Below are 26727 nucleotides of genomic sequence, written 5' to 3'. Positions count from 1 at the left end.
ATAGGCCCCACGGTCGGCGCGCGGGATTACCCCGCCTCGCGGACCAGCTCGATCGCCCGGCCGAGCGTATCGAGCTTGGCGGCCAGCGTGTCACCGGCGGGGTAGAGCCGCACGGTGTCGACGCCCGCGTCGCGCCATACCGCGAGCCGCGCGCGCACCATCTGCTCGGTGCCGATCAGCGTGGTGCCCAGCACCATGTCGTCGGTCACCAGCCGCGCGGCGCCGTCGCGGTCACCGGCCTGCCAGCGCTCGCGCACGGCGGCGGCGACGTCGGCCCAGCCCTGCCGGCTGTAGGCCTGGTTGTAGAAGTTCGTGCTCGATGAGCCCATGCCACCGAGGCTGAACGCGAGTTCCTTCTTGCGGTTGGCGGTCATGGTGCTCAGCTCGTCCTCGTCGGCGGCGAACGCGACCTCGGCGCCCTGGCAGATGTCTATGTCCGCGCGGGTGCGCCCGGCGGCCGCAAGGCCCTCGTCGAGGTGGGCGAAGTACGCCCGCGCCGCACCCTCGGGCACGAAGCTGGTGCCCAGCCAGCCGTCGGCGATCTTCCCGGTCAGCCGCAGCATCGCCGGGGACAGCGTGGCCAGATAGATCGGAATCGGGTGCTGGGGCGCATTCGACACCCGCATCGGCACGGCTTCACCGGGACGGGGAATCCGAAACTCCTCGCCGGAGTGGGAGATCTTGCCTCCGGCGAACACCTGCCGCACGATGTCGACGGTCTCGGAGACGCGGGCCAGCGGCCGGCTGAACGAGACGCCGTGCAGGCCCTCGATGACCTGGGGCCCGGAAGCCCCCAGCCCCAGCAGGAATCGCCCGTTCGACAGGTTGGACAGCGTGATCGCGGTCTGTGCGACCAGCACCGGCGACCGGGTGCCGACCTGCAGGATGCCGGAGCCGAGCAGCATCGTGTCGGTACGCGCCGCCAGGTAGCCCAGCGCCGACGGTGCATCCGCACCCCACGCCTCGGCGACCCAACACACGTCGAGACCCAGCTTCTCGGCTTCGACGGCCAGCGTCACCACCTGGGCGACTTCGTCGCTGCCGCCGGACAATTCGACCGTCGTCGCCGTGCGCATCAGCGCACCCCGTGTTCGGCCAGCCTCTTGATCGCCGCCAACGTCTTGCCGATCGCGGTCTCGAATTCGCGCATCCGGACGAACACGATCTTCTCCTCTTTGTCCGGCATCGAATCGATCGCCACCGACAGCCCCGAGCGCGCGGGTCCCATCTGCATCCAGTAAGTCAGGTTGGTTCCGCCATCCCGGGGTTCCAGCCGGAACCGCCAGATCGACGACGGGTTCTCGGCATCGCCGACCGCCCAGGCGAATTCGCGCTGCTGGTCGCAGGCGACGATGTGCGAGGTGGTGCTCCATTCGCCGAACGCCGCGTGCTGGTTGTGTCCGACGAAGCGGGCACCCAACTTCGGCCGGTCGGCGCCGCCGGCCCACTCCACCGATTGCAATTCGCCGCTGAACGTCGGCATCAGCTTGATGTCCGAGATCAGATTCCAGACCCGGGACGGATCGGCGTCAATCCACGTCGAGGCTTCCACCGTCGGCTTGTCCGCATAACGTGCACCGGTCCATTCCACGCCGCCCATTGTCCCCTACCCGGGGCGGTCCTCAGGCCGCGACGGGCTCGCGATCGGCCGGCTTGATCTTCGGCAGCAACGACATCACCTTGCCCGGGTCCGGGAAGGTCAGCCGGACGATCTTGCGCACCACGGTGCCGAACTGCCGCAGCAGCGGGCCCTTGTTGTAGGGGATGCCGTAGCGCTCGCAGATCTCCTGCACCTCGGGCGCGATGTCCGCATACCGGCGGGCCGGCATGTCGGGGAACAAGTGGTGCTCGATCTGGTGCGACAGGTTGCCGGACAGCAGGTGGAAGATCTTGCCTCCGGTGAGATTCGCCGAGCCCAGCACCTGCCGGAAATACCACTGGCCGCGCGACTCGTCGGCGGTCTCCTCGACGGTGAATTCCTGCGTGCCGTCCGGGAAGTGGCCGCAGAAGATGATCATGTACGACCACACGTTGCGCATCAGGTTGGCCGTCATGTTGCCGGTGAAGACGAACGGCGCGAACGGGCCGGCCAGCAGCGGGAAGGCGACGTAATCCTTGAGCGTCTGACGCTTGGTCTTCTGCCAGATCTCCTTCAGGGTGTCCTTTTTGTCCCAGACCCGGATCTCGCCGGAGCGGATCTTCTCGGTCTCCAGTTCGTGCAGCGCGACCCCGTATTGGAACAGCACCATCAGCAGGAACGCATACAGCGGGTTGCCCAGGAAGTAGGGCGTCCATTTCTGGTCCTCGCTCATCCGGATGATGCCGTAGCCGATGTCGCGATCCATCCCGACGATGTTGGTGTGGGTGTGGTGCATGTAGTTGTGCGAGTGCCGCCATTGGTCGGCCGGGCACGCGGTGTCCCATTCGAACGAGCGGCCGGAGATGTTCGGGTCACGCATCCAGTCGTACTGGCCGTGCATGATGTTGTGGCCGATCTCCATGTTGTCCAGGATTTTCGCGACGCCCAGCATCGCGGTGCCCAGCAGCCAGGCCGGTGGCAGGAATAGCAGCACGCGCCCGCCCACTTCCAGCGCCCGCTGGGTCTTGATGACGCGACGGATGTAGTCGGCGTCTTCTTCGCCGAGGTCGGCCATCACGCGGTCGCGGATGGCGTCGAGTTCACGGCCGAACGCGTCGGCCTGCTCGGGGGTAAGGGTGATCGTGTCGTGTGACATAGCTCCTCCTGGGAGTCAGAGCGCGAGGTCGACGTCCCCGACGGGGACGGATACGCAGATCTGGATGTTTTCGTCCGGCCCGGTCGAGACCGCGCCGGTGGTCAGGCTGCGCACGGTGCCGGAGACCTTCCGGCGCGTGCAGGTGTGGCAGATGCCCATCCGGCATCCGTTCTCCGGAGTCAGGCCGGCCGATTCGGCCTGCTCGAGCAGCGAGCGTCCGTCGTCGACGACGTCAATGTCGCTGTCCGCGAACGTTATTCGGCCACCCGACGGGTTCTCCGCAGGAGTAAACGTCGGCGGCAGGAAGCTCTCGGTGTACGCGTTCTCGCAGTGTTCGCGGACGGCGTCGACCAAAGCGGTTGGGCCGCAGACGAATACCGCATCGGGCGAGGGCATGGCGGCATTGAGGTGCTCGGCACCAAAGCGTCCGACGAGATCGCCCGAACCCGATCGGGTGTAACCGTGCAGCACCCGCACTCCGGGCATCGCGCTCAGCTCGTCGCGGTAGCAGGCCTCTGCTTGGCTGCGGGCGTAGTGGACGAACGCGAGTTCGGTGTCGTGGCCCTGCGCCACCAGGGTGCGCAGCATCGCCAGCACGGGTGTGATGCCACTGCCGCCGGCGATGAACAGGATCCGCCGCGGCCGATCCGCTGGCAGGACGAAGTCGCCGCCCACACCGGTCAGCCCGACCACCATGCCGCGGCGGGCCTGCTCGTACAGGTGGTTCGACACCAGCCCGCCGTCATGGCGGCCGACGGTCAGCTCGAGGGTCGAGCTGCCCTCGGCGTTGGCCGGTGAATAGCAGCGGGTGTGCAGGCGGCCGTCGATCTCGAGGCTGACGTTGACGTACTGGCCGGCCTTGACGGTGTGGGTGGACGTGAAGCTCTGGTTCGGAGCGAGGGTGAGGGTGACGCTGCGCGGCGTGCTGCGCCGCACGCCGATGACCTTGGCGCGGGCTTCGCCCCGGGTCCAGGTTGGGTCTACCAGCTCGGTGTAGCGGTCGACGCCGTGTGGGCCGGTCAGCAGGTCAACCAGGTCGGAACCGAGGATGCGGTCCCGGAAAGTCTTGGCGAAGCTCCGACGCAGGGTCTGACTTCTTTGAGTGAACATATGTACACCGTCCTGCCAATGAGCATGGCTAGTCAAGGGTTAACCCAGCTCTGTGGTAAGCTTCACACAGTGAACGGTCGTACTCCTAGCTCACGGCCGCACCGTTCCAGCCGCGAGCGTTCCCGGGAAAGCCCCTCGCGCGAAGAGCGGAAAGAAGCCACTCGGCGCGCCATCATCGCCGCGGCGCTCAAATTGCTGCAGGACCGCAGCTTTTCTGCCCTGAGCCTGCGCGAGGTGACCCGTGAGGTCGGGATCGTGCCCGCGGCGTTCTATCGACACTTCGAGTCGATGGAGGCCCTCGGGCTGGTGCTCATCGACGAGTCGTTTCGCAGCCTGCGCGACACCCTGCGCGACGCGCGCGCCGGCAAGCTCGACCCGAGCCGGGTGATCGAGTCGTCGGTCGAGATCCTGATCGCCAGCGTCGCCGACCGGCGCGAGCACTGGCGTCTGATCGGCCGCGAGCGCAACAGCGGGCTGAGCGTGCTGCGTTACGCGATCCGCACCGAGATCCGGTTGATCACCTCGGAGCTGGCGACCGACCTGGCGCGCTTCCCCGGGCTCAACGCGTGGAGCACCGAGGACCTCAATGTGCTGGCGACGCTGTTCGTCAACTCGATGATCGTGATCGCCGAGGCGATCGAAGACGCCCAGACCGCCGAGGCGCTGGAAGACATCCGGCGCATCGCCGTCAAACAGCTGCGCATGATCGCGATCGGCATCGCCGGCTGGCGAAGCAACACCTGACCGTCAGCGGGGCTCGCGCCACATCGCCCACAGCGGTGGGCCGCCGCCCGGCAGCGGGATCTCCTGGGTGACCTCGAAGCCGAACCGCATGTAATAGGGCACGTTCTCGGGCTTGCTCGACTCGAGATAGGCCGGGCAATGCTCGGCATCGCAGCGGTCCAGCCGCGACCGCATCAGCACCTGGCCATAGCCCTGGCCGCGCACCGCCGGGTCGCTGCCGATCGCGGCCAGATACCAGTGCGGCTCTTCGGGATGCTCGCGCTTCATCACGTCCTGGATGCCCCGTGCCATCCCCGTGCGCAGGCCGAACACCCGCAGGAAGGCCGGCGTCATCGCAAACTGCGCCCAGCGCGATTCCTGCCAATGCCCCGGCGGATCCCACAGGGCGGCCGCGCCGATCGCGGCTCCGTCGTGGGCCACCTCGACACCGCCGAGCGGCAGGTGATGGTGCCGGGTCATCGCGGCAAACATCCGGGTCAGATGCGTGGTCCGGGTCGCGCTGTTGGGAAATATCCAGGTCATCACCGGATCGTCGTAGAAGGCCCGGCTCAGGGTGGCCGACGACTCGCGCAGGTCGGCCTTGCGTGCGGGACGTGCCTGGGGAGCCATGACGTCAGGCTAATGGCAAACGACCCGGCTTAGAACGACGAACCACGGAACATCGTGGCGAAACCCGTTACAGCCGCGATGGCCCCCAGGGCGTAAATGGAGATCGAAAGCCACTGCACGCCGATCGTCGAGGCGAACCAGCACAGCAGAATTGCGCCGCACATCAGGCTCACGCTGCGCAGCGGAGCGCGGTGTGGATGATCGCTTCTCACCATTGGTTGCCAGTTCCTATTCGCATCCCGCACCAAACGCACACGCGTGTGACGGTACAACCGAGGGGTACCGTGGTGCGGTGACGGATGGTCTTTCCCGGCGGACGTTCGGGCAGATCGCGACCGGCGTCGGCGTGCTCGGCGCCGGTGCGTTGGCCAGCGCATGCGCCCGCGAGCACCACGCCGCGCCCCCCACTGCGCCGCCGGTGACCAAGGGCGTCGGAATCATCTTGTCGCACGAGCAATTTCGCACCGACCAGCTGGTGTTGCAGGCGCAGGCAGCCGAAAAGGCCGGCTTTCAATACGTCTGGGCCAGCGACCACATCCAGCCGTGGCAGGACAACGAGGGCCACTCGATGTTTCCGTGGCTGACGCTGGCGCTGGTGGGCAGCGCCACCAGCCGCATCTCCTTCGGCACCGGCGTCACCTGTCCGACCTACCGCTACCACCCGGCAACCGTGGCACAGGCCTTTGCGTCGCTGGCGATGCTGAGTCCGGGCCGGGTGTTCTTGGGGCTCGGGACCGGCGAACGACTCAATGAGCAGGCCGCCACCAACATGTGGGGCAAATACCCCGAACGTCACGACCGGCTGGTCGAGGCGATCCAACTGATCCGCCAGCTGTGGAGCGGTCAGCGAATCTCGTTCGCGGGCCGCTATTTTCAGACCAACTCGCTGAAGCTCTACGACCTGCCGCAAGCCCCGCCGCAGATCTTCGTCGCCGCCAGTGGGCCCAAAAGCGCAAGGCTGGCAGGGCAATACGGCGACGGCTGGATCACCCAGGCCCGCGATCTCACGAACGCCAAACTGCTGGGCGCGCTGGGCGACGGTGCGCGCGCGGCCGGGCGAGATCCCGCGACTTTTCCCAAGCGCGCCGAACTGTTCGCCGTCGTCGGCGATAGCGAGGAGGCCGCCCGCACGGCGGCGCTGTGGCGGTTCACCGCCGGGGCCGCCGATCAACCCAATCCGGTCGAAATTCAGCGGGCCGCCGAGTCGAACCCGATCGAGAAGGTCCTGGCGAATTGGACGGTCGGCACCGATCCCGCCACCCACGTCACGGCCGTGCAATGGGTTCTCGATGGCGGGGCCATACCGTTTCTGCACTTCCCGCAGGGCGACCCCATCGCCGCGATCAACTTCTATCGCGACTACGTCCTGCCCAAATTGCATTAGGCCGCTTCGAGAAACGATTGCGCGCGCCGACGGTCTCCGTAGCCAGACACGCACCGGCCCGCGACCGACCGCATCTACGATGGGGTAGCTCCTTCTGCAGTTGTCTAGGATGCCGGCGCGGTGCGCCGGGGAATGGTTGGCCGCCGTGTGGGACTTCGAAACCGACCCGGAATACCAGGCGAAGCTGGACTGGGTGGAAAAGTTCATGGTCGACGAGCTCGAACCCCTCGATCTGGTCGCCCTGGATCCGTACGACAAGAAGAACGCCGAGATGATGCGCATCCTGCGGCCGTTGCAGCAGCAGGTGAAGGACCAGGGCCTGTGGGCGGCGCATCTGGGGCCCGAGCTCGGCGGTCAGGGCTTCGGCCAGGTCAAGCTGGCGCTACTCAACGAAATCCTCGGCCGCTCCCGATGGGCCCCGTCCGTGTTCGGCTGCCAGGCGCCGGATTCCGGCAACGCCGAGATCCTCGCGCTGTTCGGCACCGACGAGCAGAAGGCGCGCTATTTACAGCCGCTGCTCGACGGCGAGATCTCCTCCTGCTATTCGATGACTGAACCGCAGGGTGGTTCCGATCCCGGGATGTTCGTGACCAGCGCGACCCGCGATGGAGACGACTGGGTCATCAACGGCGAGAAGTGGTTCTCCTCCAACGCCAAGCATGCGTCGTTCTTCATCGTCATGGCCGTCACCAAGCCCGACGCGCGCACCTACGACAAGATGTCGCTGTTCATCGTTCCAGGCGAGACGCCGGGGATCGAGATCATCCGCAACGTCGGGGTGGGAGGCGAGTCGAAGCACGGTTCGCACGGCTACGTCCGTTACAACGACGTAAGGGTCCCGGCCGATCACGTGCTGGGCGGTGAGGGATCGGCATTCATGATCGCCCAGACCCGTCTCGGCGGCGGCCGCGTTCATCACGCGATGCGTACAATCGCACTGGCGCGCAAGGCTTTTGACATGATGTGCGAGCGTGCGGTGTCACGCAAGACCAGGAATGGCCATCTCTCCGACTTCCAGATGACTCAGGAGAAGATCGCCGACAGCTGGATCCAGATCGAGCAGTTCCGGCTGCTGGTGCTGCGCACCGCGTGGCTGATCGACAAGCACCATGACTACTCCAAGGTGCGCCGTGACATCGCCGCGGTGAAGGTCGCGATGCCCCAGGTGCTGCACGACGTCGCGCAGCGCGCCCTGCACTTGCACGGCGCCCTTGGGGTCTCCGACGAGATGCCGTTCGTCAAGATGCTGGTGGCCGCCGAGTCGCTGGGCATCGCCGACGGTGCCACCGAGCTGCACAAGATGACGGTAGCCCGCCGCACGCTGCGTGAATACCAGCCTGTGACAACGCCTTTCCCGTCGGCACACATACCGACCCGGCGCGCCGAAGCCGAAGCCCGGCTGGCGCAACGACTGGAACACGCGATCGCCGAGTTCTAGAGACACGCACGGCCCGACCGTCGCGACACTTAAACGACGTCGACGACACGCCGAGAAACCCCGCAATGGTTTAAGTCTCGCGCGCGGCGAGCGCGCGGCGCCGCTAGGTCACGTAGCGAACGATGCTTTCGGCCACACAGGCCGGCTTCGGCGACCCGTCGATCTCGACCGTGGTCGACACGATCGCCTGCACGGCTCCCCCGCCGACGTCCTCGACCGAGACCAGCGAACTGGTCGCCCGCACCTTCGAACCCACCGGGACCGGGGCGGGAAAGCGAACTTTGTTCAGGCCGTAGTTGATTGCGAGCTTCATGCCGTTGACGGTGTACATCTGGTGTTGCAGCCGCGGCAGCAGCGACAGGGTCATGTACCCGTGGGCGATGGTCTTGCCGAAGGGACCGGCGGCCGCCCGTTCCGGGTCGACGTGGATCCATTGGTGATCGCCGGTCGCATCGGCGAAGAGGTTGACGTCTTCCTGAGTGATGGTCACCCAGTCGCTTTGCCCGATGGTCTCCCCCGCGGCGGCGGCGAGGTCGGCGACTGACTCGAAGGTGCGCATGCTTTCTCCTCTGCTCGCGGGTAAGCATAGAACTCGTGAGGCTGCTGCTGATTGCCGATACCCATGTCCCGAAACGCGCCCGCGATCTGCCGGCGCGGGTGTGGGAGGAAGTCGAGCGGGCCGACGCCGTCATCCACGCCGGTGACTGGATATCGCTCGGCTTGCTCGACGAACTGGAATCCAGGGCCGCGCGCCTGGTCGGCTGCTGGGGCAACAACGACGGGCCGGCACTGCGGGCGCGACTGCCACAGCGAGCGGACGTGACGTTGGCGGGCGTGCGCTTCACGGTCGTGCACGAAACCGGCGCCTCGTCCGGCCGCGAAGCCCGGATGTCGCGGCTCTACCCGGACAGCGACGTGCTGGTGTTCGGGCACAGCCACATCCCGTGGGATACCACCACCGAGACCGGGCTGCGGCTGCTCAACCCGGGCTCCCCGACGGATCGTCGCCGCCAACCGTTCTGCAGCTACATGACGACCAGCGTCGCTCACGGCGCGGTGACCGACGTCATGCTGCACCACCTGCAGAAGTAGCGCAGATAAAGGCCCTGCACAGCTTGCACACATATATAGCTCGTAAACAGAGATATATATGCAAGCACTGCGATCGCACACCGACCTGGTCGCCGACGTGTTCGGCGTCGTCGGCCGGTTCCGCCGCCAGCTTCGCAGGTCCGCCGGCCGGGGATTCGACTCGGCGCGGTTGACGGAATCTCAGGCGGAGCTGCTCTGGCTGGTGGGGCGGCGGCCGGGGATCTCGGTGCGCGCCGCGGCAGGCGAACTCGGGCTGGTTCCCAACACCGCCTCGACGATGGTCTCCAAGCTGGTGGCCAACGGCTCGCTGATCCGGACCGTCGACGAGACCGACCGTCGCGCCTGCCAACTACGCCTCGCCGAGCCCACCCAGCAGATCGTCGACGCATCGCGGGCCGCTCGACGCGCGCTGCTGTCCGAGGTGCTGGACGAACTCGATGACGACCAAATCGATTCTCTGACAAAGGGGTTGGAGGTCCTCGACGTAGTGGCCCGCAGATTACAGGAGAGACGGCGATGACGAAATTACCGATGGCGATCGACTGCCGGCACCTGAGCTTCCACTACGGCCGGTTCACCGCGGTCGACGACCTCACCCTCACGGTGCGGCCCGGCGAGACGATGGGCCTGCTCGGGCCCAACGGCGCGGGAAAAACGACGCTGGTGCGGATGCTGACCACGCTGACCCCCGTGCAACACGGTGAGCTGCGCATCTTCGGGCTGGACTCCCGGCGCCAGACCGTCGACATCCGCAGCAATATCGGGTATGTCCCGCAACAACTTTCGATCGAGCCCGCACTGACGGGCCGGCAAAACGTGGAATGGTTCGCCCGGCTCTACGGCGTACCGCGCGCCGAGCGCGCCGACCGTGTCACGCAGGCACTGGAGGCCATGGAGCTCCTCGACGTGGCCGACCGGCTGGCGGGGACGTACTCCGGCGGCATGGTGCGCCGCCTGGAAGTGGCGCAGGCGCTGGTCAACCGCCCGTCGCTGCTGGTGCTCGACGAGCCGACGGTGGGACTGGACCCGATCGCGCGCGACGGCGTGTGGACTCAGGTGCAGACCATGCAGGCCCAGTTCGGCATGACGGTGCTGCTGACCACGCACTACATGGAGGAAGCCGACGCGTTGTGCGACCGGGTGGCGCTGCTGCACCGCGGCGTGTTGCGCGCGGTGGGCACTCCGACCGAGCTGAAGGCCCGGATATCCAAGGTCTCGCCCGGCGCCACGCTCGAGGACGTGTTCCGCCACTACGCGTCCACCGAGCTGCGCGGCGACGAGTCATCGTCCGATTTCCGCGAAATCCGTTCCAGCAGAAAGGTTGCCAGCCGTGCCGGTTGATCGCGGCTGCGACATCCCGGCGGCCATCCTGGTGCGCGCACCGCACGGATGGCGGCGGGCCGGCGCGACGTTCGGCCGCATCGGCGCGTTCGCGATCGTCGAACTGCAGAAGCTGCAGCACGACCGCACCGAACTCGTCACCCGGATGGTGCAACCGGCCCTGTGGCTGCTGATCTTCGGGACGACATTCAGCAAGTTGCATGTCATCAACACCGGATCGGTGTCCTACCTGGCCTTCCTGGCGCCGGGCATCATCGCGCAGTCGGCGCTGTTCATCTCGATTTTCTATGGCATACAGATCATTTGGGATCGAGACGCCGGCGTGCTGGCCAAACTGATGGTGACCCCGGCCCCGGCGTCGGCGCTGATCACCGGCAAGGCCTTCGCGGCCGGGGTGCGCTCGGTCGCCCAGGTCGTCGGCGTGCTGGCGCTGGCCTACCTGATGCGGGTTCCCCTGACCGTCAATCCGTTGCGCATCCTGGCGGCCATGGCCACCGTGATGCTCGGTGCGGCGTTCTTCGCCTGCCTGTCGATGACGCTGGCCGGGCTGGTCCGCAATCGCGACCGCCTGATGGGAATCGGGCAGGCCATCACGATGCCGCTGTTCTTCGCGTCGAACGCGCTGTACCCGGTCGACGTGATGCCCTCGTGGCTGCGTGTGCTGAGCACCGTCAACCCGCTGAGCTACGAAGTCGACGCACTGCGCGCGCTGTTGATCGGCACCCCGCTGCACCCGCTGGACCTCGTCGTGTCGCTCGTCGCCGCGGTGCTCGGAATTGCCACGGCGTCAACGCTTTTACGGCGTCTGGTCGCCTAGGCGGCATCCGCGACGGTCGGCAACCACCGTGCGCCGAATCGAGAGCCGATCGTGACCGCAATGTGACGATGTCTGCCCGACTCTCAATCGTTAGCGAACCGCGATCTGTCGGCCCGGCCGCGACGAACGGTTTAGCTCCTCCCGCTGTGTTTGACTCCCCGAGAACAGATTCCACCGCGCAAATGCGGCAGATGAAAGTTGGGATGGGTAAGAGCTATGACATTCGTTGAGAAGTTGCGTGGCGCCGCAACGATCTTGCCGCGCCGGCTGGCTATCGCGGTTGTAGGCGCTGCCCTGTTGTCCGGTCTGGTCGCGGTTGTGGGCGGCTCGGCGACTGCGGGGGCGTTCTCGAAGCCGGGTCTTCCAGTGGAGACCCTGCAGATTCCATCACCGTCGATGGGCCGCAACATCAAGGTCCAGTTCCAGGGCGGCGGCCCGCACGCCGTGTACCTGCTCGACGGTCTGCGGGCGCAGGACGACTTCAACGGCTGGGACATCAACACCCCGGCGTTCGAGGAGTTCTACCAGTCCGGACTGTCGGTGGTGATGCCCGTCGGGGGTCAGTCCAGCTTCTACACCAACTGGTACCAGCCGTCGGCCAGTAACGGCCAGACCTACACCTACAAGTGGGAGACCTTCCTGACCCAGGAGATGCCGCTCTGGTTGCAGGCCAACAAGCAGGTGTCGCCGTTCGGCAACGCCGCCGTCGGCCTGTCGATGTCGGGTGGCTCCTCGCTGATCCTGGCCGCCTACTACCCGCAGCAATTCCCTTACGCTGCTTCGCTTTCCGGCTTCCTCAACCCGTCCGAGGGCTGGTGGCCGACGCTGATCGGCTTGGCGATGAGCGACTCGGGTGGCTACAGCGCCAACAACATGTGGGGCCCGTCGACCGACCCGGCGTGGAAGCGCAACGACCCGATGCTGCAGATTCCGCGGCTGGTCGCCAACAACACCCGCGTCTGGGTGTACTGCGGTAACGGCACTCCGAGCGACCTCGGCGGCGACAACATGCCGGCGAAGTTCCTCGAGGGCCTCACGCTGCGCACCAACGAGCAGTTCCAGAACAATTATGTGGCAGCGGGTGGGCGCAACGGTGTGTTCAACTTCCCCGCCAACGGGACGCACTCGTGGCCCTACTGGAACCAGCAGCTGATGGCGATGAAGCCCGACATGCTGCAGGTGCTGAACACGGGCGCGGCCCCCGCCGCCTGACACGCCAACAAAAAGCATCGGCAGTGCGGCAGCGCTGCCGATGCTTTTTGGTGGATCAGTCGAGGACGGCGCGCCGGTCCAGGTGGAAATACGTGATGGCGGTGGTAAACGCGCACACGCCCGAGGCGACCACCAACATCCAGGTGCCATTGACCACCAGACTGATGCAGCCACCGACGACCGCGCCGAGCATGAAACTCGCCAGCAGCAGAAAGTACCCGAGCCAGTCGGCGGCCGTTCCGCCGGCGATGTGCCGCTCGATGCCCTGGCCCATCTTGACCAGCGTGCCGGTCACATAGCTCAACGGCACCGACACCTCGCCGTTCTTGACGAACGACGTGTTCAACGCGCCGATGCCGAACACCACCAGCATGATCGGCGCAAAATCGAGCATGTTCTCCTGCCAACCTTCTTCGAGCACGTCGAGCACGGTGGCGGTGATCAGGCTGAACGTGGTCAACACGGTCGGGCCGTGCGGATGCGCCGACCAGAATCGGCGACGGCACACCGAGGCCACCACCACGCCGATGACGAAGCACAGCATCAGCACGCCTGCCGATATCGACAGCAGCACGTCATGCCGGAAAAAACCCAGCACCGCGCGCTGGGCGTTCCCGGTCATGAAGGTGACGAAGTACCCCTCGGAGTGCGTGAATGCCGTCGCCCCCAGCACACCGGCCAACCCGGCCAGCACCCACGACAATCGGGCCTCGCTGTCGAAAATCTCACTCGCCACCCGGACATGCTTTCAGACGCCTGCCGCGGGCGCAGAAACCTACTCGACCGCGGTGAGCCGGGCGATGGACCGCAACGGGATCGGCAGCCATCCCGGACGGTGCCGCGCCTCATAGCCGGCCTCGTACACGGCCTTGTCGAGTTCGTACGCCGCGAGCAGCTGCGGTGAATCCCGGGGATCGGTTTCCGACGCGGCCGCATAGCCGTCGCAGAAGGCGGTGCGATTGCGCTCGACCCACTCCCGGGCGCGCGCGGCCAACTGCTTGTCGCCCTCGTGATCCACCAGCGGGCCGTAGGCGGCGTACTCGAACGACCGCAACACACCGGCCACGTCGCGCAGCGGCGAATCCGGGGCCCGTCGCTCGTCCAGCGGCTGGCCGGGCTCGCCCTCGAAGTCGATCAGCAACCAGCTCTCCGGGGTGCGCAGCACCTGGCCCAGGTGGAGGTCACCGTGTATGCGCTGGACGGTGATCGTCTCGCCGGCCAACTTGCCGAAGCGCTCTTCGATCGTGGCCGCGTGCTCGGCCAGCTCGGGAACCAGCGCCGCGGTCGACGCCAGCCGGGCCAGCACGTTGTCCACCGGGAACCGCGACTGTGCGGTTCCGAGGGATTCGGCCAGGGTGGCGTGCACCGACGCGACGGCCTCTCCGAGCCGGTAGGACTCGCCGGCGAAGTCGCCGCCGACCTCGTGCGCGTACAGGTCACCCTCGGCGAACAGGTCGCGAACGCTGGCCGTGGCCATGGCCCAGCCTTCGGCGGCGTTGGCCTCGAACTCGGTGACCATGCCCAGCGGCCACGCCGAGTCCTCGCCGTCGGCCCCGGCGATCTCGTAGGTGCCGAACAGCCGCGCCACGTTGGGGTTGCCGGCGCGGCCGAGCACCCGGTTCAGCTCGATGTCGGGGTTGATGCCGCTGCTGACGCGGCGAAAAACCTTGAAGATGGCGTCCCGGTCGAAGATGACGCTGGTGTTGGACTGCTCGGCGTCGGCGACCCGCGGCCAGGCGTCCAGCGGCAGCGTGACATCCGGCTCCTTGCGAAACACCACTTCGGTGCCGTCGGAATCGCGGTCCGCGGACTCGTCGAGCAGCGAGAGCAAATACCGCGGGCCGTCCGTTCCATACAGCGCGTCATAGCCGGTCTGGCCGTCGGCTGAACCGATGGTGGCCACGGTGTTGTACTCGGTGACGGGCTCGGCGTCCCACCCGACCAATACCTGATACCGCTCGGCCGGGCCGGTGGTGTAGGTGGCGTCGACCAGCACCAGCTCGAGGTTGTCGCGCAGGGGAACGACCAGTCCGGGCTCGGCGCTGGACAGCTCGCGATTGCGCCCGGCGTACCACCGCTGCTGCGGCAGCCATTCGGCCCAGGGCAGCTTGGCTGACTGTGTCATGAGCGCCACTCCTCCTGATCGCTTCGTCCCCCGCAAGCGGGAGGTACCCCCACTGCATCGTCGTGGGCGCGAATCATGCGTTCTCCTCCGCCGCGCACAGCTGGAACCAGTAGAACCCATGTCCCGGCAGTGTCAGCAAATAGGGCAGATGGCCGATGCGCGGGAACTCCACTTGCCCGGTCAGCTCGATCGGCGTGTGGCCGCTCCAATGCTGCAGGTTCAACTCGATCGGCTGGGGAAACCGCGACAGGTTGTTGACGCACAGCACGATGTCGCCTTTGAGGTCGCCACGGTCGGGACCCTGGCGCAAAAATGCCAGCACCGACGGGTTCGATCCGCCGAGTTCCTCGAAGGTTCCGATGGCGAAGGCGTCGTGCCGGCGGCGCACCGCCAGCATCGTGCGGGTGAAGTTGAGCAGCGACGTCGAGGTGTCGCGCTGGGCTTCGACGTTGACGGCCTGATAGCCGTAGACGGGGTCCTGACTGGGCGGCAAATACAGCCGGCCGGGGTTGGCCTTGGAGAAGCCGGCGTTGCGGTCCGGGGTCCACTGCATCGGCGTGCGCACCCCGTCGCGGTCACCCAGCCAGATCACGTCGCCCATGCCGATCTCGTCGCCGTAGTAGAGCACCGGCGAGCCGGGCAGCGACAGCAGCAGCGCGGTAAACAGCTCAATCTGGTTGCGGTCGTTGTCCAGCAGCGGCGCCAGCCGGCGCCGGATCCCGACGTTGGCCTTCATCCGCGGGTCCTTGGCGTACTCGGCATACATGTAGTCGCGTTCTTCGTCGGTAACCATTTCCAGCGTCAGCTCGTCGTGGTTACGCAGGAAGATTCCCCACTGCGCCATGTCCGGGATCTCGGGTGTCTGCGCGAGGATCTCCGAGATCGGGAACCGCGACTCGCGCCGCACCGCCATGAAGATCCGCGGCATCAGCGGGAAGTGGAACGCCATGTGGCATTCGTCGCCGCCGGTGCTGGGGTCGCCGAAGTACTCCACGACGTCGGCCGGCCACTGATTGGCCTCGGCCAGCAGCACCCGGCCCGGGAACTCGTCGTCGACGACCTTGCGGACCCGCCTGAGGAAGGCATGCGTCTCCGGCAGGTTCTCGCAGTTGGTGCCCTCGCGCTCGAACAGGTATGGCACCGCGTCCAGCCGGAACCCGTCGATCCCCAGATCGAGCCAGAAGCGCAGCACGTCGATCATCGCTTCCTGCACGGCCGGGTTGTCGTAGTTCAGGTCCGGCTGATGCGAGAAGAACCTGTGCCAGTAGAACTGCTTGCGCACCGGGTCGAACGTCCAGTTCGACTCCTCGGTGTCGATGAAGATGATGCGGGCGTCGGTGTAGCGCTCGCTGGTATCGCTCCACACGTAGAAGTCGCCATAGGGGCCGTCCGGATCGTGGCGCGACTCCTGAAACCAGGGGTGTGACTCCGATGTGTGGTTCATGACCAAGTCGGTGATGACGCGGATACCCCGCTCGTGGGCGGCGTCCAAGAGGTCGACGAAATCCTCGACCGTGCCGAACTCGGGCAGCACCTTGTAGAAGTCGCGGATGTCGTAGCCGCCGTCACGCAGCGGCGAGTCGTAGAACGGCGGCAGCCAGATGCAGTCGATCCCGAGCCATTGCAGATAGTCCAGCCGACCGATCAGCCCGCGCAGGTCACCGGAACCGTCGGCATTGCCGTCCAGAAATGCCCGGACCAACACCTCGTAGAACACCGCGTGTTTGAACCAGGTCGGATCGGCCGGCAAAGAGGCCGCGATCTCGAAATCCTCCGCGTTGGGGTGCTCGACCACACCCCCCTCGACGTGACTACCTCCGGCGGGATCGTGCTCGGAATCCTTTTTCGAGGCGTCGTTCGCGTCGTCCATCAATTCCACGATGCCACGTGTACCCGAGGCGGGCAGATCGAAATCCCGCAGCTAATCTGCCGTCCCGGCAACCGAATTGGCCGCGGGCCAGGCAGTATGCGCGTCCGGATCAGGCCGGCGGCCCGTCTCCCAATGTCACGGGTGCGCTGCGGTCGCCGCCCGCGGCGGCGCGCCAGTGCAGCGTGATGACGTCGCCGGGGTGGTGCGGGACGAGTACGTCGGTCATCGCGGTGGGACCGTTGATCGGCACGTTGTCGACCGCGACGATGACGTCGCCGGGCGCGATTCCGCTCCCCGCTGCCGGACCGCCGTCGACCAGGCGCTGGACCCGCGCACCGTTGCCGCCGTTCTCGGCGACGCCCATGCCGATGAAGGCCGTGGGCCCGATGTGCACGCTATTGGAGCCGGCACCGGACCGGATCTGATTCGCCACGCCCATCGCGCGGCCGATCGGGATGGCGAAGCCCTGGCCGCCGGACATCTTGTAGCTGTCGGTGGCGGCGGTGTCCACCCCGACCACCTGTCCGGCGTTGTTGACCAACGGGCCACCCGAGTCGCCGGGCTTGATCGCGGTGTCGGCCTGGATCAATCCGCCCAGCGTCTCGTCGGCGCCGGTGAGGGTGTCGGTGGCCGAGACGGTCTGGTTGAGCGCGACGACCTTGCCGGGCACGACGCTCGGCGCGCCGCCCTGGCCGTGGGTGTTGCCCAGGGCGACGACCGGCTCGCCGACCGCGACGCCACCGCCGATCGCAGCGGCGGGCAGCCCGCCCGCACCCCGAAGCTGCAGCACCGCGATATCGGCGCTGCGGGAGTAGCCGATCACATCGACGGCGTAGGTCTGACCGTTGCCGACGTCGAACGCGCTGATGTCGGTGGCGGCCGAGATCACGTGGTTGTTGGTCAGCACCACGCCGCCGGGATCGATGACGATTCCGGTTCCGGCCCCGATCGCGTTGTTGTAGCCGAACCGGGTGCTGATGTTGACGATTTGCGGTCCGACCTGCGCGGCGATCGCACCGGGATCCAGCGGGAACATCGGCGCGTCGCGGAACCGGTCCTGCGCCGGGGTGGACGGCCCGGGTGTAGTGGCGGCAGCCGGGACGGTGGTCAGGCCCAGGCCCAGTCCGACCACAGCCAGCACGCTGACCGACCATGACCACCAGACTGAGCGGGGGTGCCCTTTGCTCATCCCGTACCTCCCTGCGTCGGGGTGTGAACCAGAAGCGGCCCAGCCTCAACGTCTGGACCGCACAATTTGTGTACCTCACCGTAATGCAGGTAGCTAGTTCAGGCCGCACGGAACGCTGATGGCTATTGCGCCCCTAAGCTGGGACGGTGGGCGAATTCGACCCCAAAGTCAGCTTCGCGCAGTCCCCGGTGGCACGCCTGGCCACCAGCTCGGCAGACGGAAAACCGCACCTCGTGCCGGTGGTTTTCGCCGTCTTGGAGGCCTCTTCAGAAGGCTCTCGCGACACGGTATACACCGCGATCGACGCGAAACCGAAAAGCACACATCGGCTGCGCCGGCTGGCGAACATCGCCAGCAACCCGCAGGTCAGCCTGCTCGTCGACCACTACGCCGACGAGTGGACGCAGTTATGGTGGGTCCGGGCCGACGGGGCGGCCGCCATTCATACCGACGGCGCGGCGCTACACACCGGCTACCAACTGTTGCGTGCCAAATACCGTCAGTACCAATCGGTTTCGCTGAACGGTCCGGTCATCGCGATAACCGTGCACCGTTGGGCGAGCTGGCACGCCTGATCCAGCACCTCGCGGCCGGCAACTGCGCCCGGCCGGTGGCCTTGTGCTGGGCGGCAGTTGGGAGAAAGGTTGCGTAATACGTTCTGTGAGCTAGGACACACCGTGCCCGACCGAGTGAAGTGGAGAAGGTCATGGCAGACAAGGCGAACGCTTCGGCGGGCACGGGGGCCGCTCCCGCCGTGAACTGTCCCGGCGATGTCCGCAACATCGTCCTGGTGGGCCCGTCGGGCGGTGGCAAGACGACGCTGGTCGAGGCCTTGCTCGTCGCGGGCGGCGTACTGACCAGGGCGGGATCGGTGACCGACGGCAGCACCACCTGCGACTACGACGACGCCGAAATCCGCCAACAACGGTCGGTGGGTGTCGCGGTGGCCTCCCTGGTGCACGGCGGCATCAAGGTCAACCTGGTCGACACACCCGGATACGCCGACTTCGTCGGCGAGTTGCGCGCCGGATTGCGCGCCGCGGATTGCGCACTGTTCGTGATCGCGGCCAACGAGGGCTGCGACGGTATTGACGAGCCGACCAAGTCGCTCTGGGGAGAATGCAGTCAGGTCGGCATGCCCCGCGCGGTGGTCATCACCAAACTCGACCATGCCCGAGCGAACTACTCCCAAGCACTGCAGGCCGCTCGGAACGCCTTCGGCGACAAGGTTTTACCGCTCTACCTGCCGACCGCCCCGAACAACTGCGAAGGACTGATCGGCCTGCTGTCGCAGCAGCGCTACCACTATGCCGGTGGCACCCGCACGATCGAGCCGCCGGACCCCTCGGACGCCGACCGGATCGAGGACGCGCGCGGCACGCTGATCGAGGGAATCATCGAAGAATCCGAGGACGAGTCGCTGATGGATCGCTATCTCGACGGCGAGGCGATCGACGAGGCCGTGCTCATCGACGACCTGGAGCGCGCCGTTGCCCGCGGATCGTTCTTCCCGGTGATCCCGGTCTGCAGCACCACCGGCGTCGGCACCCTGGAATTGCTCGAGGTCGCCACCCGCGGTTTCCCGTCTCCGATGGAACATCCGATACCGGAGGTGTTCACGCCGCACGGCGCCCCGCATGCCGAGCTGGTCTGTGACGCCGCGGCGCCCCTGTTGGCGGAGGTGGTGAAGACGACGTCTGACCCGTACGTCGGCAGGGTGAGTCTGGTCCGGGTGTTCTCCGGGACCATCAGGCCCGACACGACGGTGCATGTGTCGGGCCATTTTTCGTCCTTTTTCGGGGAGACCAACGGCTCGGATTCCCTGGGCAACACCCATCCCGACCACGACGAAGACGAACGCATCGGGGTGCTGTCCTTCCCGCTGGGCAAGCAGCAGCGGCCCGCACTCGAGGTGGTGGCCGGCGACATCTGCGCGATCGGCAAGCTGAGCCGCGCCGAAACCGGCGACACCCTGTCCGACAAGGCCGAACCCCTGGTGCTCAAACCCTGGGCCATGCCCGAACCGCTGCTACCGATCGCCATCGCGGCGCACGCCAAGACCGACGAGGACAAACTGTCGGTTGGGCTGGGCCGGCTGGCCGCCGAGGACCCGACGCTGCGGATCGAGCAGAACTCCGAGACACACCAGATCGTGCTGTGGTGCATGGGTGAGGCGCACGCCGGCGTCGTCCTCGAGGCACTGGCCAACCGGTACGGCGTCACCGTGGACACCGTGGAACTGCGTGTCCCGCTGCGGGAAACCTTCGGCGGCAAGGCAAAAGGCCACGGCCGCCACGTCAAGCAGTCCGGCGGCCACGGCCAGTACGCGGTGTGCGACATCGACGTGGAGCCGCTGCCGGAGGGTTCCGGATTCGAATTCGTCGACAAGGTGGTCGGCGGCGCGATCCCACGCCAATTCATCCCGAGTGTGGAGAAGGGTGTCCGCGCGCAGATGGAGAAGGGCGTGCACGCCGGCTACCCGATGGTCGACATCCGGGTCACCCTGCTCGACGGGAAGGCCCACAGCGTGGATTCCTCGGACTTCGCGTTTCAGATGGCGGGTTCGCTGGCGCTGCGCGAGGCGGCCGCCGCGACGAAGGTGACGCTGCTCGAGCCGATCGATGAGATCTCGGTGCTGGTGCCCGACGATTTCGTGGGTGCGGTGATGGGCGACCTGTCGGGCCGGCGCGGCCGCGTGCTGGGCACCGATACCGCGGGCCAGGACCGCACGGTGGTGCGCGCCGAGGTGCCGCAGGTCGAGCTGACCCGGTACGCGATCGACTTGCGTTCGCTGGCGCACGGCGCCGCGTCCTTCACCCGTTCGTTCGTCCGTTACGAACCGATGCCGGAGTCCGCCGCGGCGCGGCTGGCGGCTACTGTGTGAAAGCACCTGATAGTCAGCCAGATTGGGAGCCCCGGATTCGAGCATGTCGACATTCAATGGACTGCCTGCCCATATTCTGCTCAATCATTTCGTCGTCGTCCTGGGTCCGCTGACCGCGGTTCTGGCGATCCTGTGTGTGGTGTGGCCCGCGGCGCGACGCCGGCTGATCTGGCTGGTTCTCCTGTTGGCGGTGGGCACGCTGGTCCTGACGCCGTTGACGACCACGTCGGGGGTCTGGTTGTCGGCCCGAGTCGGTGCGCCGTCGCCGGCGCTGACCAACCACGAGCAACTCGGCTCCACCCTGATCTACGTCGTGGCGGCCCTGGCGGCGACGGTGACGGTGCTGGCCGTGCTGCACGTTCGCGAGGCGCACGGCGTGGACATGAAGCTCACCCTGCACGCCGCGGTCGGGGCGCTGGTGGTCATCGCCGCCGTGGCCACCCTGGTGCAGACCTATCGAGTCGGCGATTCGGGCGCGCGTGCCGCGTGGGGAAACGTGACATCGGGCCAGTGAGGTTGCCGCACGGTCTTTCTCGGCGTCAGGCTCCGCCGAATTGCTGGGCCACGGCGCGGCGGTCCAACGAGCCCTTGGCGGTGTGCGGGAGCTCGTTGGTGTCCAGGAAGGTGGCGGGCACCTCGTAGGGCGCCAGCCGGCCCCGGCAGAATTCCGTGAGCTCCCCGGCGCTCGGCGGAGTCGCTCCCCGCGCGACGATCACCGCGGCCACCGTCTCGCCGTACATCGTGTCCGGCAGTCCGAGCACCGCCACCTCCAAGACGCCGGGGTGGCCGGCCAACACGCCTTCCACGCGTTCCGGCGAAATCTTCTCGCCGCCGCGGTTGATGAGTTCCTTGATCCGGCCACGAATGCTCAGATCGCCCGCAGCGGAAAGCGATCCGAGATCGCCGGTGCGCAGCCAGCCGTCGGTGAAGTTCGCGGCGGTGATCGACGGATCGCCGAGGTAGCCGCGCACCACGGTGGGGCCGCGCAGCCAGACCTCGCCGACGGCTTCGGCCGCCAGGGTTTGACCGTCGGACCCGACGATGCGGATCTGCGGGCTCGTCGACTTTCCGACCAGACCTGTTGTCTCGGCTGGGTTTTCGCCTTGGTCGATGGCCGTGGTGGCGACTTGGTGGGTCCCTTCGGTCATTCCGAACGCGCACACCACGGTCGCGCCGAAGGTTTCTTGCAGCGCCCGGGCAGTTTCCGTGGTGAGCGGAGCGCTGCAGCTGCGGATGAAGTGCAGCCCGGCACGTCCGGCTGCCGGCCGCTCGGTCTTGGCGCGTTCCAACAGGATCTGGTGAATCGTCGGGACCGCGGTGTACCAGGTGGCTCCGACGGCGTTGATGTCGTCCCAGAAGGTGTGCGCCGAGAACTTCCCGCGCGCGGGCAACAGCACCGTCCCGCCGGATGCCAAGGTCGACAGCAGCGCGGCGATCAGACCGTGGCCGTGGTAGAGCGGCATCACCGCGACCGTCGCGTCCGCCGGGCCCAGCTGGTAGGCGCCGATGATGCCCCGCACCGAACTGGCGATGTTCGTGTGGGTCCACGGGACCATCTTCGGCATGCCGGTGGTGCCACCGGTGAACATGATCATCGCGTCGTCGTCTTGAAGGCCGGCGGGCGTCGTCACGTCGTCCCTCGGCGCCGCCGGCGCATCCAGGCTGACCGACGAGGGGGCGCCGACCCCGCCGACGGTCACCGCGATCGTCCACCACGCCAGTCCCGGCTCTTGCTGATCGCCGGGGCCTTCGGCGTCGACGAGCACGACTGACGCGCCGGCCATCGCGCTGCGGGCACGCTGGTCGCCGACGGGCAACGCCGGGTCCAGCGGAACCGCGATCAGCCCGGCACGGGAAGCCGCCAACAAGCCGACGACGAATTCGGCGTTGCTGCCGGACCGCAGCGCGATCCGGTCCCCCGGCCGCAGGCCGCCGTCCTTGAGCCGCTTGGCCAGGTCGTCGACCAGCCGGACCAGCTCGCCGTAGCCGACGGGCCGACGATCGGGGGTGGCAACGAGTGCCGTCGCCTCGGGCTGGCGGATGGCCGCCGCGGCGACCAGATCGGCGATGCTCGGGGATTCGTCGGCCAACCCCGTGGCCGTGGTGGTCGAGTCAGACATCGCCGTAGTCCCTCCGCTTTCTCGCATGTGTACAGCACCCGATTGCACGATGCCGAGAAACCTCGCCCTTCGTCCAATACCGTTTCGCTCACGATCGATAATCGGCGACTATCGATGGGTTGGACCGGGGATCGATAACCACCGTGAATCGCTGCATAGTGGCTGGGTCTTGGACAGCGGCGGGGGCGCGGACCACAGTGAAAGACGATAGGCACAGCTACTCGAGGAGTCGGGACATGACCACACCGTCGGCATCATCCATCGCTGCGCCGGACGGGTTGGCGGACGCGCCCCAGACCGACGGCTTCCACCTCGTCGTCGACGCGCTGATGGCCAACGACATCGACACCATCTACGGGATCGTCGGCATCCCGATCACCGACCTGGCCCGGGTCGCGCAGGCCTCCGGGATGCGGTACATCGGTTTCCGGCAAGAGACGTCCGCGGGCCACGCCGCCGCGGCGGCGGGGTTTCTCACCCGTCGCCCCGGAGTGTGCCTGACGACATCCGGGCCGGGGTTTCTCAACGGTCTGCCCGCTCTGGCCAACGCCACCACGAACTGTTTCCCGATGATCCAGATCTCGGGTTCCAGCAATCGGGCCCTGGTCGATTTGCAGCGCGGCGATTACCAGGACCTGGATCAGCTCAACGCCGCGCGGCCGTTCGTGAAGGCGGCCTACCGGGTCGAGCGGGTCGAGGACATCGGGCTCGCCATCGCGCGCGCGATACGGACCGCCGTTTCCGGGCGGCCGGGCGGTGTCTACCTCGACATCCCCGGCACGGTGCTGGGTCAGGCCATGGACGCCGCCGATGGTGCCGAGAGTGTCTGGCGCGTCATCGATCCCGCACCCCGCCAGCTGCCGGCGCCGGAGGCGATCGATCGCGCGCTGGACGTGCTCGCGCGGGCGCGCCGGCCGCTGATCGTGCTCGGTAAGGGCGCCGCCTACGCGCAGGCCGACGCGGTGATCCGCGATTTCGTCGAATCCACCGGGATTCCGTTCCTGCCGATGTCGATGGCCAAAGGGCTGCTGCCGGATTCGCATCGCCAGTCGGTGGCGGCCGCACGCTCACTTGCCATCGCCCGCGCCGACGCGGTATTGCTGGTCGGCGCGCGACTGAATTGGCTTCTCGGCCATGGCGAGTCGCCGCAATGGGCCGCCGACGCCAAGTTCGTCCAAATCGACATCGCGGCCTCGGAGTTCGACAGCAACCAGCCCATCGTGGCGCCGCTGGCCGGCGACATCGGCTCGGTGATGTTCGCGTTGCGTGACGGCCTGGCCACCCGCCCGATCACCGTGCCGACGGATTGGACCGACGAGCTGGCAGACCGCCGAGCGCGCAACGACGCCAAGATGAACGCGCGTCTTGCCGAGAATCCGCACCCGATGCGGTTTTACAACGCGCTCGGCGCGATCAGTTCAGTGCTGCAAAAGCATCCGGATGTCTATCTGGTCAACGAGGGGGCCAATGCGCTGGACCTGGCCCGCAACGTCATCGAGATGGAGCTGCCGCGCCACCGCCTCGACACCGGAACCTGGGGCGTGATGGGCATCGGCATGGGCTACGCGATCGCCGCCGCCGTCGAGACGGGCCGGCCCGTCGTGGCGATCGAAGGGGACAGCGCATTCGGGTTCAGCGGCATGGAGATCGAGACCATCTGCCGCTACCGGCTGCCGGTGACGGTCGTCATCCTCAACAACGGCGGGGTGTACCGCGGCGACGAAGAGCCCACCGGCGACCGTCCCGCCCCTACCGTGCTCAACGCCGGCGCACGGCACGAGCTGCTCGCAGAAGCATTCGGCGGCAAGGGGTATCACGTCACGACCCCGGCGGAGCTGCGGTCGGCGCTGAGCGAGGCGCTCGCGTCGGGCGGACCGTCGCTGATCGACTGCGAACTCGACCCGGCAGCCGGGGTGGAGAGCGGACATCTGGCAAGCCTCAACCCGTCCAGTGCGGCCAACCGGCAGCCCGCGGTCAGCGCCGGTGCGTAACACCCCGCAGCTGGGCGTTGAAAAACTCGTCGAGCGAAAGCTCTTGCGTCGCGGCGACAAGCGCTCGGGCCATCGGTGATCCCGGACCGGAAGCATTGGTGGCCAACGTGATATCGGCTGTCACGACCGGGTCGACCATTTCGACCGCACGGATCTCGGCGCCCAGCTGCGAAGTCCACAACCAGGTGTGCGGAACGATGCACGCCCAGTTACCCGAAGCGACCTGCGCGAGCAGTGAAGCCACGGAGTCGGTTTCGACCTGCGGGCTGACGATGATGCCGTGCCCGGCGAAGGCTTCGTCGATGATCTGACGGTCGCGCATGTCGGCGGTGAGCAATGCCAGCGGCAGCTGCGCGGCATCCGGCCAACGCAACGTCGATGCACTGGGGGGCAGCATGTCCGCCGGCGACAACAGCACGTAGCGCTCGGCGTAAAGCGGCACCAGATCCACATCGGCTGCCTCGTCGGGTGCTGCGTGCACGATCGCGGCATCGAGCTCGAATTCCCGTAGCCTCCGGTACAGTTCGGTGGCGGCCAATCGGGAATTGATCTGCACCTTGACCAAGGGATGTGCCGAACAGAAAACCGAAAGCACCAAAGACGCCGTCGTCGACGCGGTGGGCACGGTGCCCAGCCGGAGCGTCCCGGTGATCCCCGATCGCACGGCGTCCACTTCGGCCTTGAACGCGTCGTGCTCGGCCAGAATCCGCTTGGCCCACACGACCAGTCGCTCGCCTTCGGGAGTGAGGCCTTCGAAGCTGTGCCCGCGGTTGATCAGCGTGACATTGAGTTCCCGTTCCAGCTTGGCGATCGCGGCGGACAGCGCGGGTTGCGAAACGTAGCACTTCTCGGCGGCCCGGGCGAAGTGCCGCTCCTGGGCGACCGCGACGAAGTACTCCAGCTGGCGAAAGAGCACCCGCACCTCCTCGGTCTGGCGGCACCTGAGGTTAGCCCGTCGCCGGCCCACCGGCCAATGTCGCCTCGACCGTCGAACAATGATCCAGCTCAACGGCATTGGCCGTGACGGGATCGAACTCAACCGGTGATCGCATCGTTATCGTGGCGACCGGGCGGAAGTGTCATTGTTTGCTAAAGCCGCAATGATCGGACTGCCAGTAGAATATCGTCGTGTTGATCGCACCATCTCGAAGGGTGGACGCCATGCGTCGTGGGGTTCGTTATCTATTTGTTATGGTCGCGATCACGGGCTTGGGCGTGCTCGGATCCGGCTCCCGGGCGGTCGCCGCGGTCCCGGTACCAGAACCGACCCCGGTCATCGCCTCGATTTTGCCGGCCGATGGCGCGGTGGTGGGAATTGCGCACCCGGTCGTCGTGAAATTCGGCGCGCCCGTGTCCGACCGGGCCGCCGTCGAGCGGTCCATTCACGTCGCCTCCCCCAGCAACATCACCGGCCACTTCGAGTGGCCGGAGAACAATGTCGTGCAATGGGTTCCGAACCAGTATTGGCCTGCCCACACCCACGTCTCGGTGGGCGTGCAGGAGCTGACGACGGGCTTCGACACCGGCGACGCGTTCCTCGGCGTCGCCAGCATCTCCGGCCACACCTTCACCGCCAGCCGCAACGGCGAGGTGCTGCGCACCATGCCGGCCTCGATGGGCAAGCCGAGCCGCCCGACACCGATCGGCAATTTCAGCGCTATGTCGAAGGAACGCACCGTCGTCATGGACTCGCGGACCATCGGCATCCCGCTCAGTTCGCCCGACGGCTACAAGATCACCGCCCAGTACGCCGTCCGTGTCACCTCGAGCGGCGTCTACGTGCACTCAGCCCCGTGGTCGGTGGACTCGCAGGGCCACGCCAATGTCAGCCACGGATGCATCAACCTGAGCCCGGACAACGCCGCGTGGTACTTCAACAACGTCAACGTCGGCGATCCCATCCAGGTCGTCGCGTAGTAGCCGCGCCGGTTGGGCCGGCACCAGCAAATCCGCGTCGCCGCGCCGGCCGAGGCGCTGAGCGCTGGTGTGGTGACGGTCACAACGATCGGGTGGAAGACTCGTAGCGGGCCGTCGGTTGCGCTAAGGAGTCGTCCAAACGAGAGGCT

26 protein-coding genes and 1 pseudogene are annotated in these 26727 nt (G+C 66.9%); 13 read left to right on the top strand and 14 right to left on the bottom strand.

Features of this window, described 5'->3' with window-relative positions:
• Positions 1-26: 26 nt before the first annotated feature.
• From BN973_RS03455 to BN973_RS03440, 4 genes are read right to left on the bottom strand one after another with little or no spacing between them, the layout of a single operon-like run.
• Complete coding sequence (locus BN973_RS03455; RefSeq protein ID WP_036465923.1) at positions 27-1076, bottom strand: LLM class flavin-dependent oxidoreductase; 1050 nt, start codon at positions 1074-1076, stop codon at positions 27-29.
• Positions 1076-1600, bottom strand: a complete 525-nt coding sequence (locus BN973_RS03450; RefSeq protein ID WP_198048885.1) for an SRPBCC family protein — start codon at positions 1598-1600, stop codon at positions 1076-1078. The genes BN973_RS03455 and BN973_RS03450 overlap by 1 nt, the downstream gene beginning before the upstream one ends.
• Before the next feature lie 22 nt (positions 1601-1622).
• Positions 1623-2735, bottom strand: coding sequence for a fatty acid desaturase family protein (locus BN973_RS03445; protein ID WP_036465922.1), 1113 nt, complete (start codon positions 2733-2735; stop codon positions 1623-1625).
• 15 nt (positions 2736-2750) lie between these two features.
• Entirely contained in the window at positions 2751-3845 is a 1095-nt protein-coding gene (locus BN973_RS03440) for a ferredoxin reductase (RefSeq protein WP_036465921.1), read from the bottom strand.
• Between the two features lie 69 nt (positions 3846-3914).
• Between BN973_RS03440 and BN973_RS03435 the strand changes: the two genes are divergently transcribed.
• On the top strand, positions 3915-4589 hold the full coding sequence (locus BN973_RS03435; protein ID WP_036465920.1) for a TetR family transcriptional regulator: 675 nt from the start codon (positions 3915-3917) through the stop codon (positions 4587-4589).
• A gap of 3 nt (positions 4590-4592) precedes the next feature.
• Here the strand turns inward: BN973_RS03435 and BN973_RS03430 are convergent, their stop codons facing one another.
• Together BN973_RS03430 and BN973_RS03425 are read right to left on the bottom strand one after the other, a co-directional pair.
• A complete protein-coding gene (locus BN973_RS03430) occupies positions 4593-5198 on the bottom strand; it encodes a GNAT family N-acetyltransferase (protein WP_036465918.1) in 606 nt (201 codons plus the stop codon).
• A gap of 29 nt (positions 5199-5227) precedes the next feature.
• Positions 5228-5413, bottom strand: coding sequence for a hypothetical protein (locus BN973_RS03425; protein ID WP_036465917.1), 186 nt, complete (start codon positions 5411-5413; stop codon positions 5228-5230).
• A gap of 77 nt (positions 5414-5490) precedes the next feature.
• Between BN973_RS03425 and BN973_RS03420 the strand changes: the two genes are divergently transcribed.
• Positions 5491-6582, top strand: coding sequence for a F420-dependent hydroxymycolic acid dehydrogenase (locus BN973_RS03420; protein ID WP_036465915.1), 1092 nt, complete (start codon positions 5491-5493; stop codon positions 6580-6582).
• Between the two features lie 145 nt (positions 6583-6727).
• Complete coding sequence (locus BN973_RS03415; RefSeq protein WP_036471993.1) at positions 6728-8020, top strand: acyl-CoA dehydrogenase family protein; 1293 nt, start codon at positions 6728-6730, stop codon at positions 8018-8020.
• 103 nt (positions 8021-8123) lie between these two features.
• Here the strand turns inward: BN973_RS03415 and BN973_RS03410 are convergent, their stop codons facing one another.
• Complete coding sequence (locus tag BN973_RS03410; protein WP_036465913.1) at positions 8124-8579, bottom strand: MaoC family dehydratase; 456 nt, start codon at positions 8577-8579, stop codon at positions 8124-8126.
• 35 nt (positions 8580-8614) lie between these two features.
• Between BN973_RS03410 and BN973_RS03405 the strand changes: the two genes are divergently transcribed.
• From BN973_RS03405 to ag85C, 5 genes are all read left to right on the top strand, one after another.
• Positions 8615-9112 carry a metallophosphoesterase family protein gene (locus BN973_RS03405; protein ID WP_036465911.1) on the top strand — a complete coding sequence of 166 codons (498 nt, stop codon included), beginning with the start codon at positions 8615-8617 and terminating at the stop codon, positions 9110-9112.
• A gap of 58 nt (positions 9113-9170) precedes the next feature.
• On the top strand, positions 9171-9632 hold the full coding sequence (locus BN973_RS03400) for a MarR family winged helix-turn-helix transcriptional regulator (protein WP_036465909.1): 462 nt from the start codon (positions 9171-9173) through the stop codon (positions 9630-9632).
• The gene (locus BN973_RS03395; protein ID WP_036465907.1) at positions 9629-10453 is read left to right on the top strand and encodes an ATP-binding cassette domain-containing protein; all 825 of its coding nucleotides are present in this window, start codon (positions 9629-9631) and stop codon (positions 10451-10453) included. The genes BN973_RS03400 and BN973_RS03395 overlap by 4 nt, the downstream gene beginning before the upstream one ends.
• Positions 10443-11270, top strand: coding sequence for an ABC transporter permease (locus BN973_RS03390; RefSeq protein ID WP_232232017.1), 828 nt, complete (start codon positions 10443-10445; stop codon positions 11268-11270). Before BN973_RS03395 ends, BN973_RS03390 begins: the two co-directional genes overlap by 11 nt.
• Positions 11271-11486: 216 nt before the next feature.
• Complete coding sequence (gene ag85C, locus BN973_RS03385) at positions 11487-12482, top strand: diacylglycerol acyltransferase/mycolyltransferase Ag85C (RefSeq protein WP_036465905.1); 996 nt, start codon at positions 11487-11489, stop codon at positions 12480-12482.
• A 55-nt stretch (positions 12483-12537) separates the two neighbouring features.
• Here the strand turns inward: ag85C and BN973_RS03380 are convergent, their stop codons facing one another.
• From BN973_RS03380 to BN973_RS03365, 5 genes and pseudogenes are all read right to left on the bottom strand, one after another.
• Positions 12538-13218 (bottom strand): YoaK family protein, encoded by a 681-nt coding sequence (locus BN973_RS03380; protein WP_036465903.1) that lies wholly within the window; start codon positions 13216-13218, stop codon positions 12538-12540.
• 39 nt (positions 13219-13257) lie between these two features.
• The gene (locus BN973_RS03375; protein WP_036465901.1) at positions 13258-14607 is read right to left on the bottom strand and encodes a maltokinase N-terminal cap-like domain-containing protein; all 1350 of its coding nucleotides are present in this window, start codon (positions 14605-14607) and stop codon (positions 13258-13260) included.
• A pseudogene (locus BN973_RS31345) lies at positions 14604-14678 on the bottom strand (16S rRNA (guanine(966)-N(2))-methyltransferase RsmD); the annotation flags it as partial. The gene BN973_RS03375 and the pseudogene BN973_RS31345, both read right to left, overlap by 4 nt.
• 2 nt (positions 14679-14680) lie before the next feature.
• Positions 14681-16477 carry a maltose alpha-D-glucosyltransferase gene (treS, locus tag BN973_RS03370; RefSeq protein WP_036471991.1) on the bottom strand — a complete coding sequence of 599 codons (1797 nt, stop codon included), beginning with the start codon at positions 16475-16477 and terminating at the stop codon, positions 14681-14683.
• Between the two features lie 109 nt (positions 16478-16586).
• The gene (locus tag BN973_RS03365) at positions 16587-17666 is read right to left on the bottom strand and encodes a S1C family serine protease (RefSeq protein ID WP_036465899.1); all 1080 of its coding nucleotides are present in this window, start codon (positions 17664-17666) and stop codon (positions 16587-16589) included.
• A 146-nt stretch (positions 17667-17812) separates the two neighbouring features.
• On the opposite strand from BN973_RS03365, the gene BN973_RS03360 reads away from it, so the two are divergent.
• The 3 genes from BN973_RS03360 (at position 17813) to BN973_RS03350 (ending at position 21064) form a co-directional block, all read left to right on the top strand.
• On the top strand, positions 17813-18241 hold the full coding sequence (locus tag BN973_RS03360) for a TIGR03668 family PPOX class F420-dependent oxidoreductase (RefSeq protein WP_036465898.1): 429 nt from the start codon (positions 17813-17815) through the stop codon (positions 18239-18241).
• Positions 18242-18372: 131 nt separating this feature from the next.
• Positions 18373-20550 carry an elongation factor G-like protein EF-G2 gene (locus BN973_RS03355; protein ID WP_036471990.1) on the top strand — a complete coding sequence of 726 codons (2178 nt, stop codon included), beginning with the start codon at positions 18373-18375 and terminating at the stop codon, positions 20548-20550.
• 43 nt (positions 20551-20593) lie between these two features.
• Positions 20594-21064, top strand: coding sequence for a DUF2231 domain-containing protein (locus BN973_RS03350; protein WP_036465897.1), 471 nt, complete (start codon positions 20594-20596; stop codon positions 21062-21064).
• Positions 21065-21089: 25 nt separating this feature from the next.
• Here the strand turns inward: BN973_RS03350 and BN973_RS03345 are convergent, their stop codons facing one another.
• Positions 21090-22670, bottom strand: a complete 1581-nt coding sequence (locus BN973_RS03345; protein WP_036465896.1) for a FadD7 family fatty acid--CoA ligase — start codon at positions 22668-22670, stop codon at positions 21090-21092.
• Positions 22671-22906: 236 nt separating this feature from the next.
• Between BN973_RS03345 and oxc the strand changes: the two genes are divergently transcribed.
• Positions 22907-24661 (top strand): oxalyl-CoA decarboxylase, encoded by a 1755-nt coding sequence (oxc, locus tag BN973_RS03340; protein ID WP_036465894.1) that lies wholly within the window; start codon positions 22907-22909, stop codon positions 24659-24661.
• Here oxc and BN973_RS03335 read toward each other — a convergent pair.
• Entirely contained in the window at positions 24645-25577 is a 933-nt protein-coding gene (locus BN973_RS03335) for a LysR family transcriptional regulator (protein WP_036471989.1), read from the bottom strand. The two genes, oxc and BN973_RS03335, sit on opposite strands and share 17 nt — an antisense overlap.
• A 245-nt stretch (positions 25578-25822) precedes the next feature.
• Between BN973_RS03335 and BN973_RS03330 the strand changes: the two genes are divergently transcribed.
• The gene (locus tag BN973_RS03330; protein ID WP_036471988.1) at positions 25823-26578 is read left to right on the top strand and encodes a L,D-transpeptidase; all 756 of its coding nucleotides are present in this window, start codon (positions 25823-25825) and stop codon (positions 26576-26578) included.
• The last annotated feature ends 149 nt before the right edge of the window (positions 26579-26727 follow it).

The sequence above is a fragment of the Mycobacterium triplex genome, from assembly GCF_000689255.1.
In the GTDB taxonomy this organism is placed as follows: domain Bacteria; phylum Actinomycetota; class Actinomycetes; order Mycobacteriales; family Mycobacteriaceae; genus Mycobacterium; species Mycobacterium triplex.
The sequence above is the reverse complement of the archived record's forward strand: the minus strand, read 5'-3'. Positions and strand labels throughout refer to the sequence as shown.

Excerpts from the sequence above, each read along its gene's own strand:
- BN973_RS03400 (WP_036465909.1), top strand. The coding sequence starts at position 9,171 with ATGCAAGCACTGCGATCGCACACCGACCTGGTCGCCGACGTGTTCGGC.
- BN973_RS03450 (WP_198048885.1), bottom strand. The coding sequence starts at position 1,600 with ATGGGCGGCGTGGAATGGACCGGTGCACGTTATGCGGACAAGCCGACG.
- BN973_RS03425 (WP_036465917.1), bottom strand. The coding sequence starts at position 5,413 with ATGGTGAGAAGCGATCATCCACACCGCGCTCCGCTGCGCAGCGTGAGC.
- BN973_RS03440 (WP_036465921.1), bottom strand. The coding sequence starts at position 3,845 with ATGTTCACTCAAAGAAGTCAGACCCTGCGTCGGAGCTTCGCCAAGACT.
- BN973_RS03395 (WP_036465907.1), top strand. The coding sequence starts at position 9,629 with ATGACGAAATTACCGATGGCGATCGACTGCCGGCACCTGAGCTTCCAC.
- BN973_RS03430 (WP_036465918.1), bottom strand. The coding sequence starts at position 5,198 with ATGGCTCCCCAGGCACGTCCCGCACGCAAGGCCGACCTGCGCGAGTCG.
- BN973_RS03345 (WP_036465896.1), bottom strand. The coding sequence starts at position 22,670 with ATGTCTGACTCGACCACCACGGCCACGGGGTTGGCCGACGAATCCCCG.
- BN973_RS03355 (WP_036471990.1), top strand. The coding sequence starts at position 18,373 with ATGGCAGACAAGGCGAACGCTTCGGCGGGCACGGGGGCCGCTCCCGCC.
- BN973_RS03410 (WP_036465913.1), bottom strand. The coding sequence starts at position 8,579 with ATGCGCACCTTCGAGTCAGTCGCCGACCTCGCCGCCGCCGCGGGGGAG.
- oxc (WP_036465894.1), top strand. The coding sequence starts at position 22,907 with ATGACCACACCGTCGGCATCATCCATCGCTGCGCCGGACGGGTTGGCG.
- ag85C (WP_036465905.1), top strand. The coding sequence starts at position 11,487 with ATGACATTCGTTGAGAAGTTGCGTGGCGCCGCAACGATCTTGCCGCGC.
- treS (WP_036471991.1), bottom strand. The coding sequence starts at position 16,477 with ATGGACGACGCGAACGACGCCTCGAAAAAGGATTCCGAGCACGATCCC.
- BN973_RS03455 (WP_036465923.1), bottom strand. The coding sequence starts at position 1,076 with ATGCGCACGGCGACGACGGTCGAATTGTCCGGCGGCAGCGACGAAGTC.
- BN973_RS03330 (WP_036471988.1), top strand. The coding sequence starts at position 25,823 with ATGCGTCGTGGGGTTCGTTATCTATTTGTTATGGTCGCGATCACGGGC.
- BN973_RS03350 (WP_036465897.1), top strand. The coding sequence starts at position 20,594 with ATGTCGACATTCAATGGACTGCCTGCCCATATTCTGCTCAATCATTTC.
- BN973_RS03365 (WP_036465899.1), bottom strand. The coding sequence starts at position 17,666 with ATGAGCAAAGGGCACCCCCGCTCAGTCTGGTGGTCATGGTCGGTCAGC.
- BN973_RS03445 (WP_036465922.1), bottom strand. The coding sequence starts at position 2,735 with ATGTCACACGACACGATCACCCTTACCCCCGAGCAGGCCGACGCGTTC.
- BN973_RS03375 (WP_036465901.1), bottom strand. The coding sequence starts at position 14,607 with ATGACACAGTCAGCCAAGCTGCCCTGGGCCGAATGGCTGCCGCAGCAG.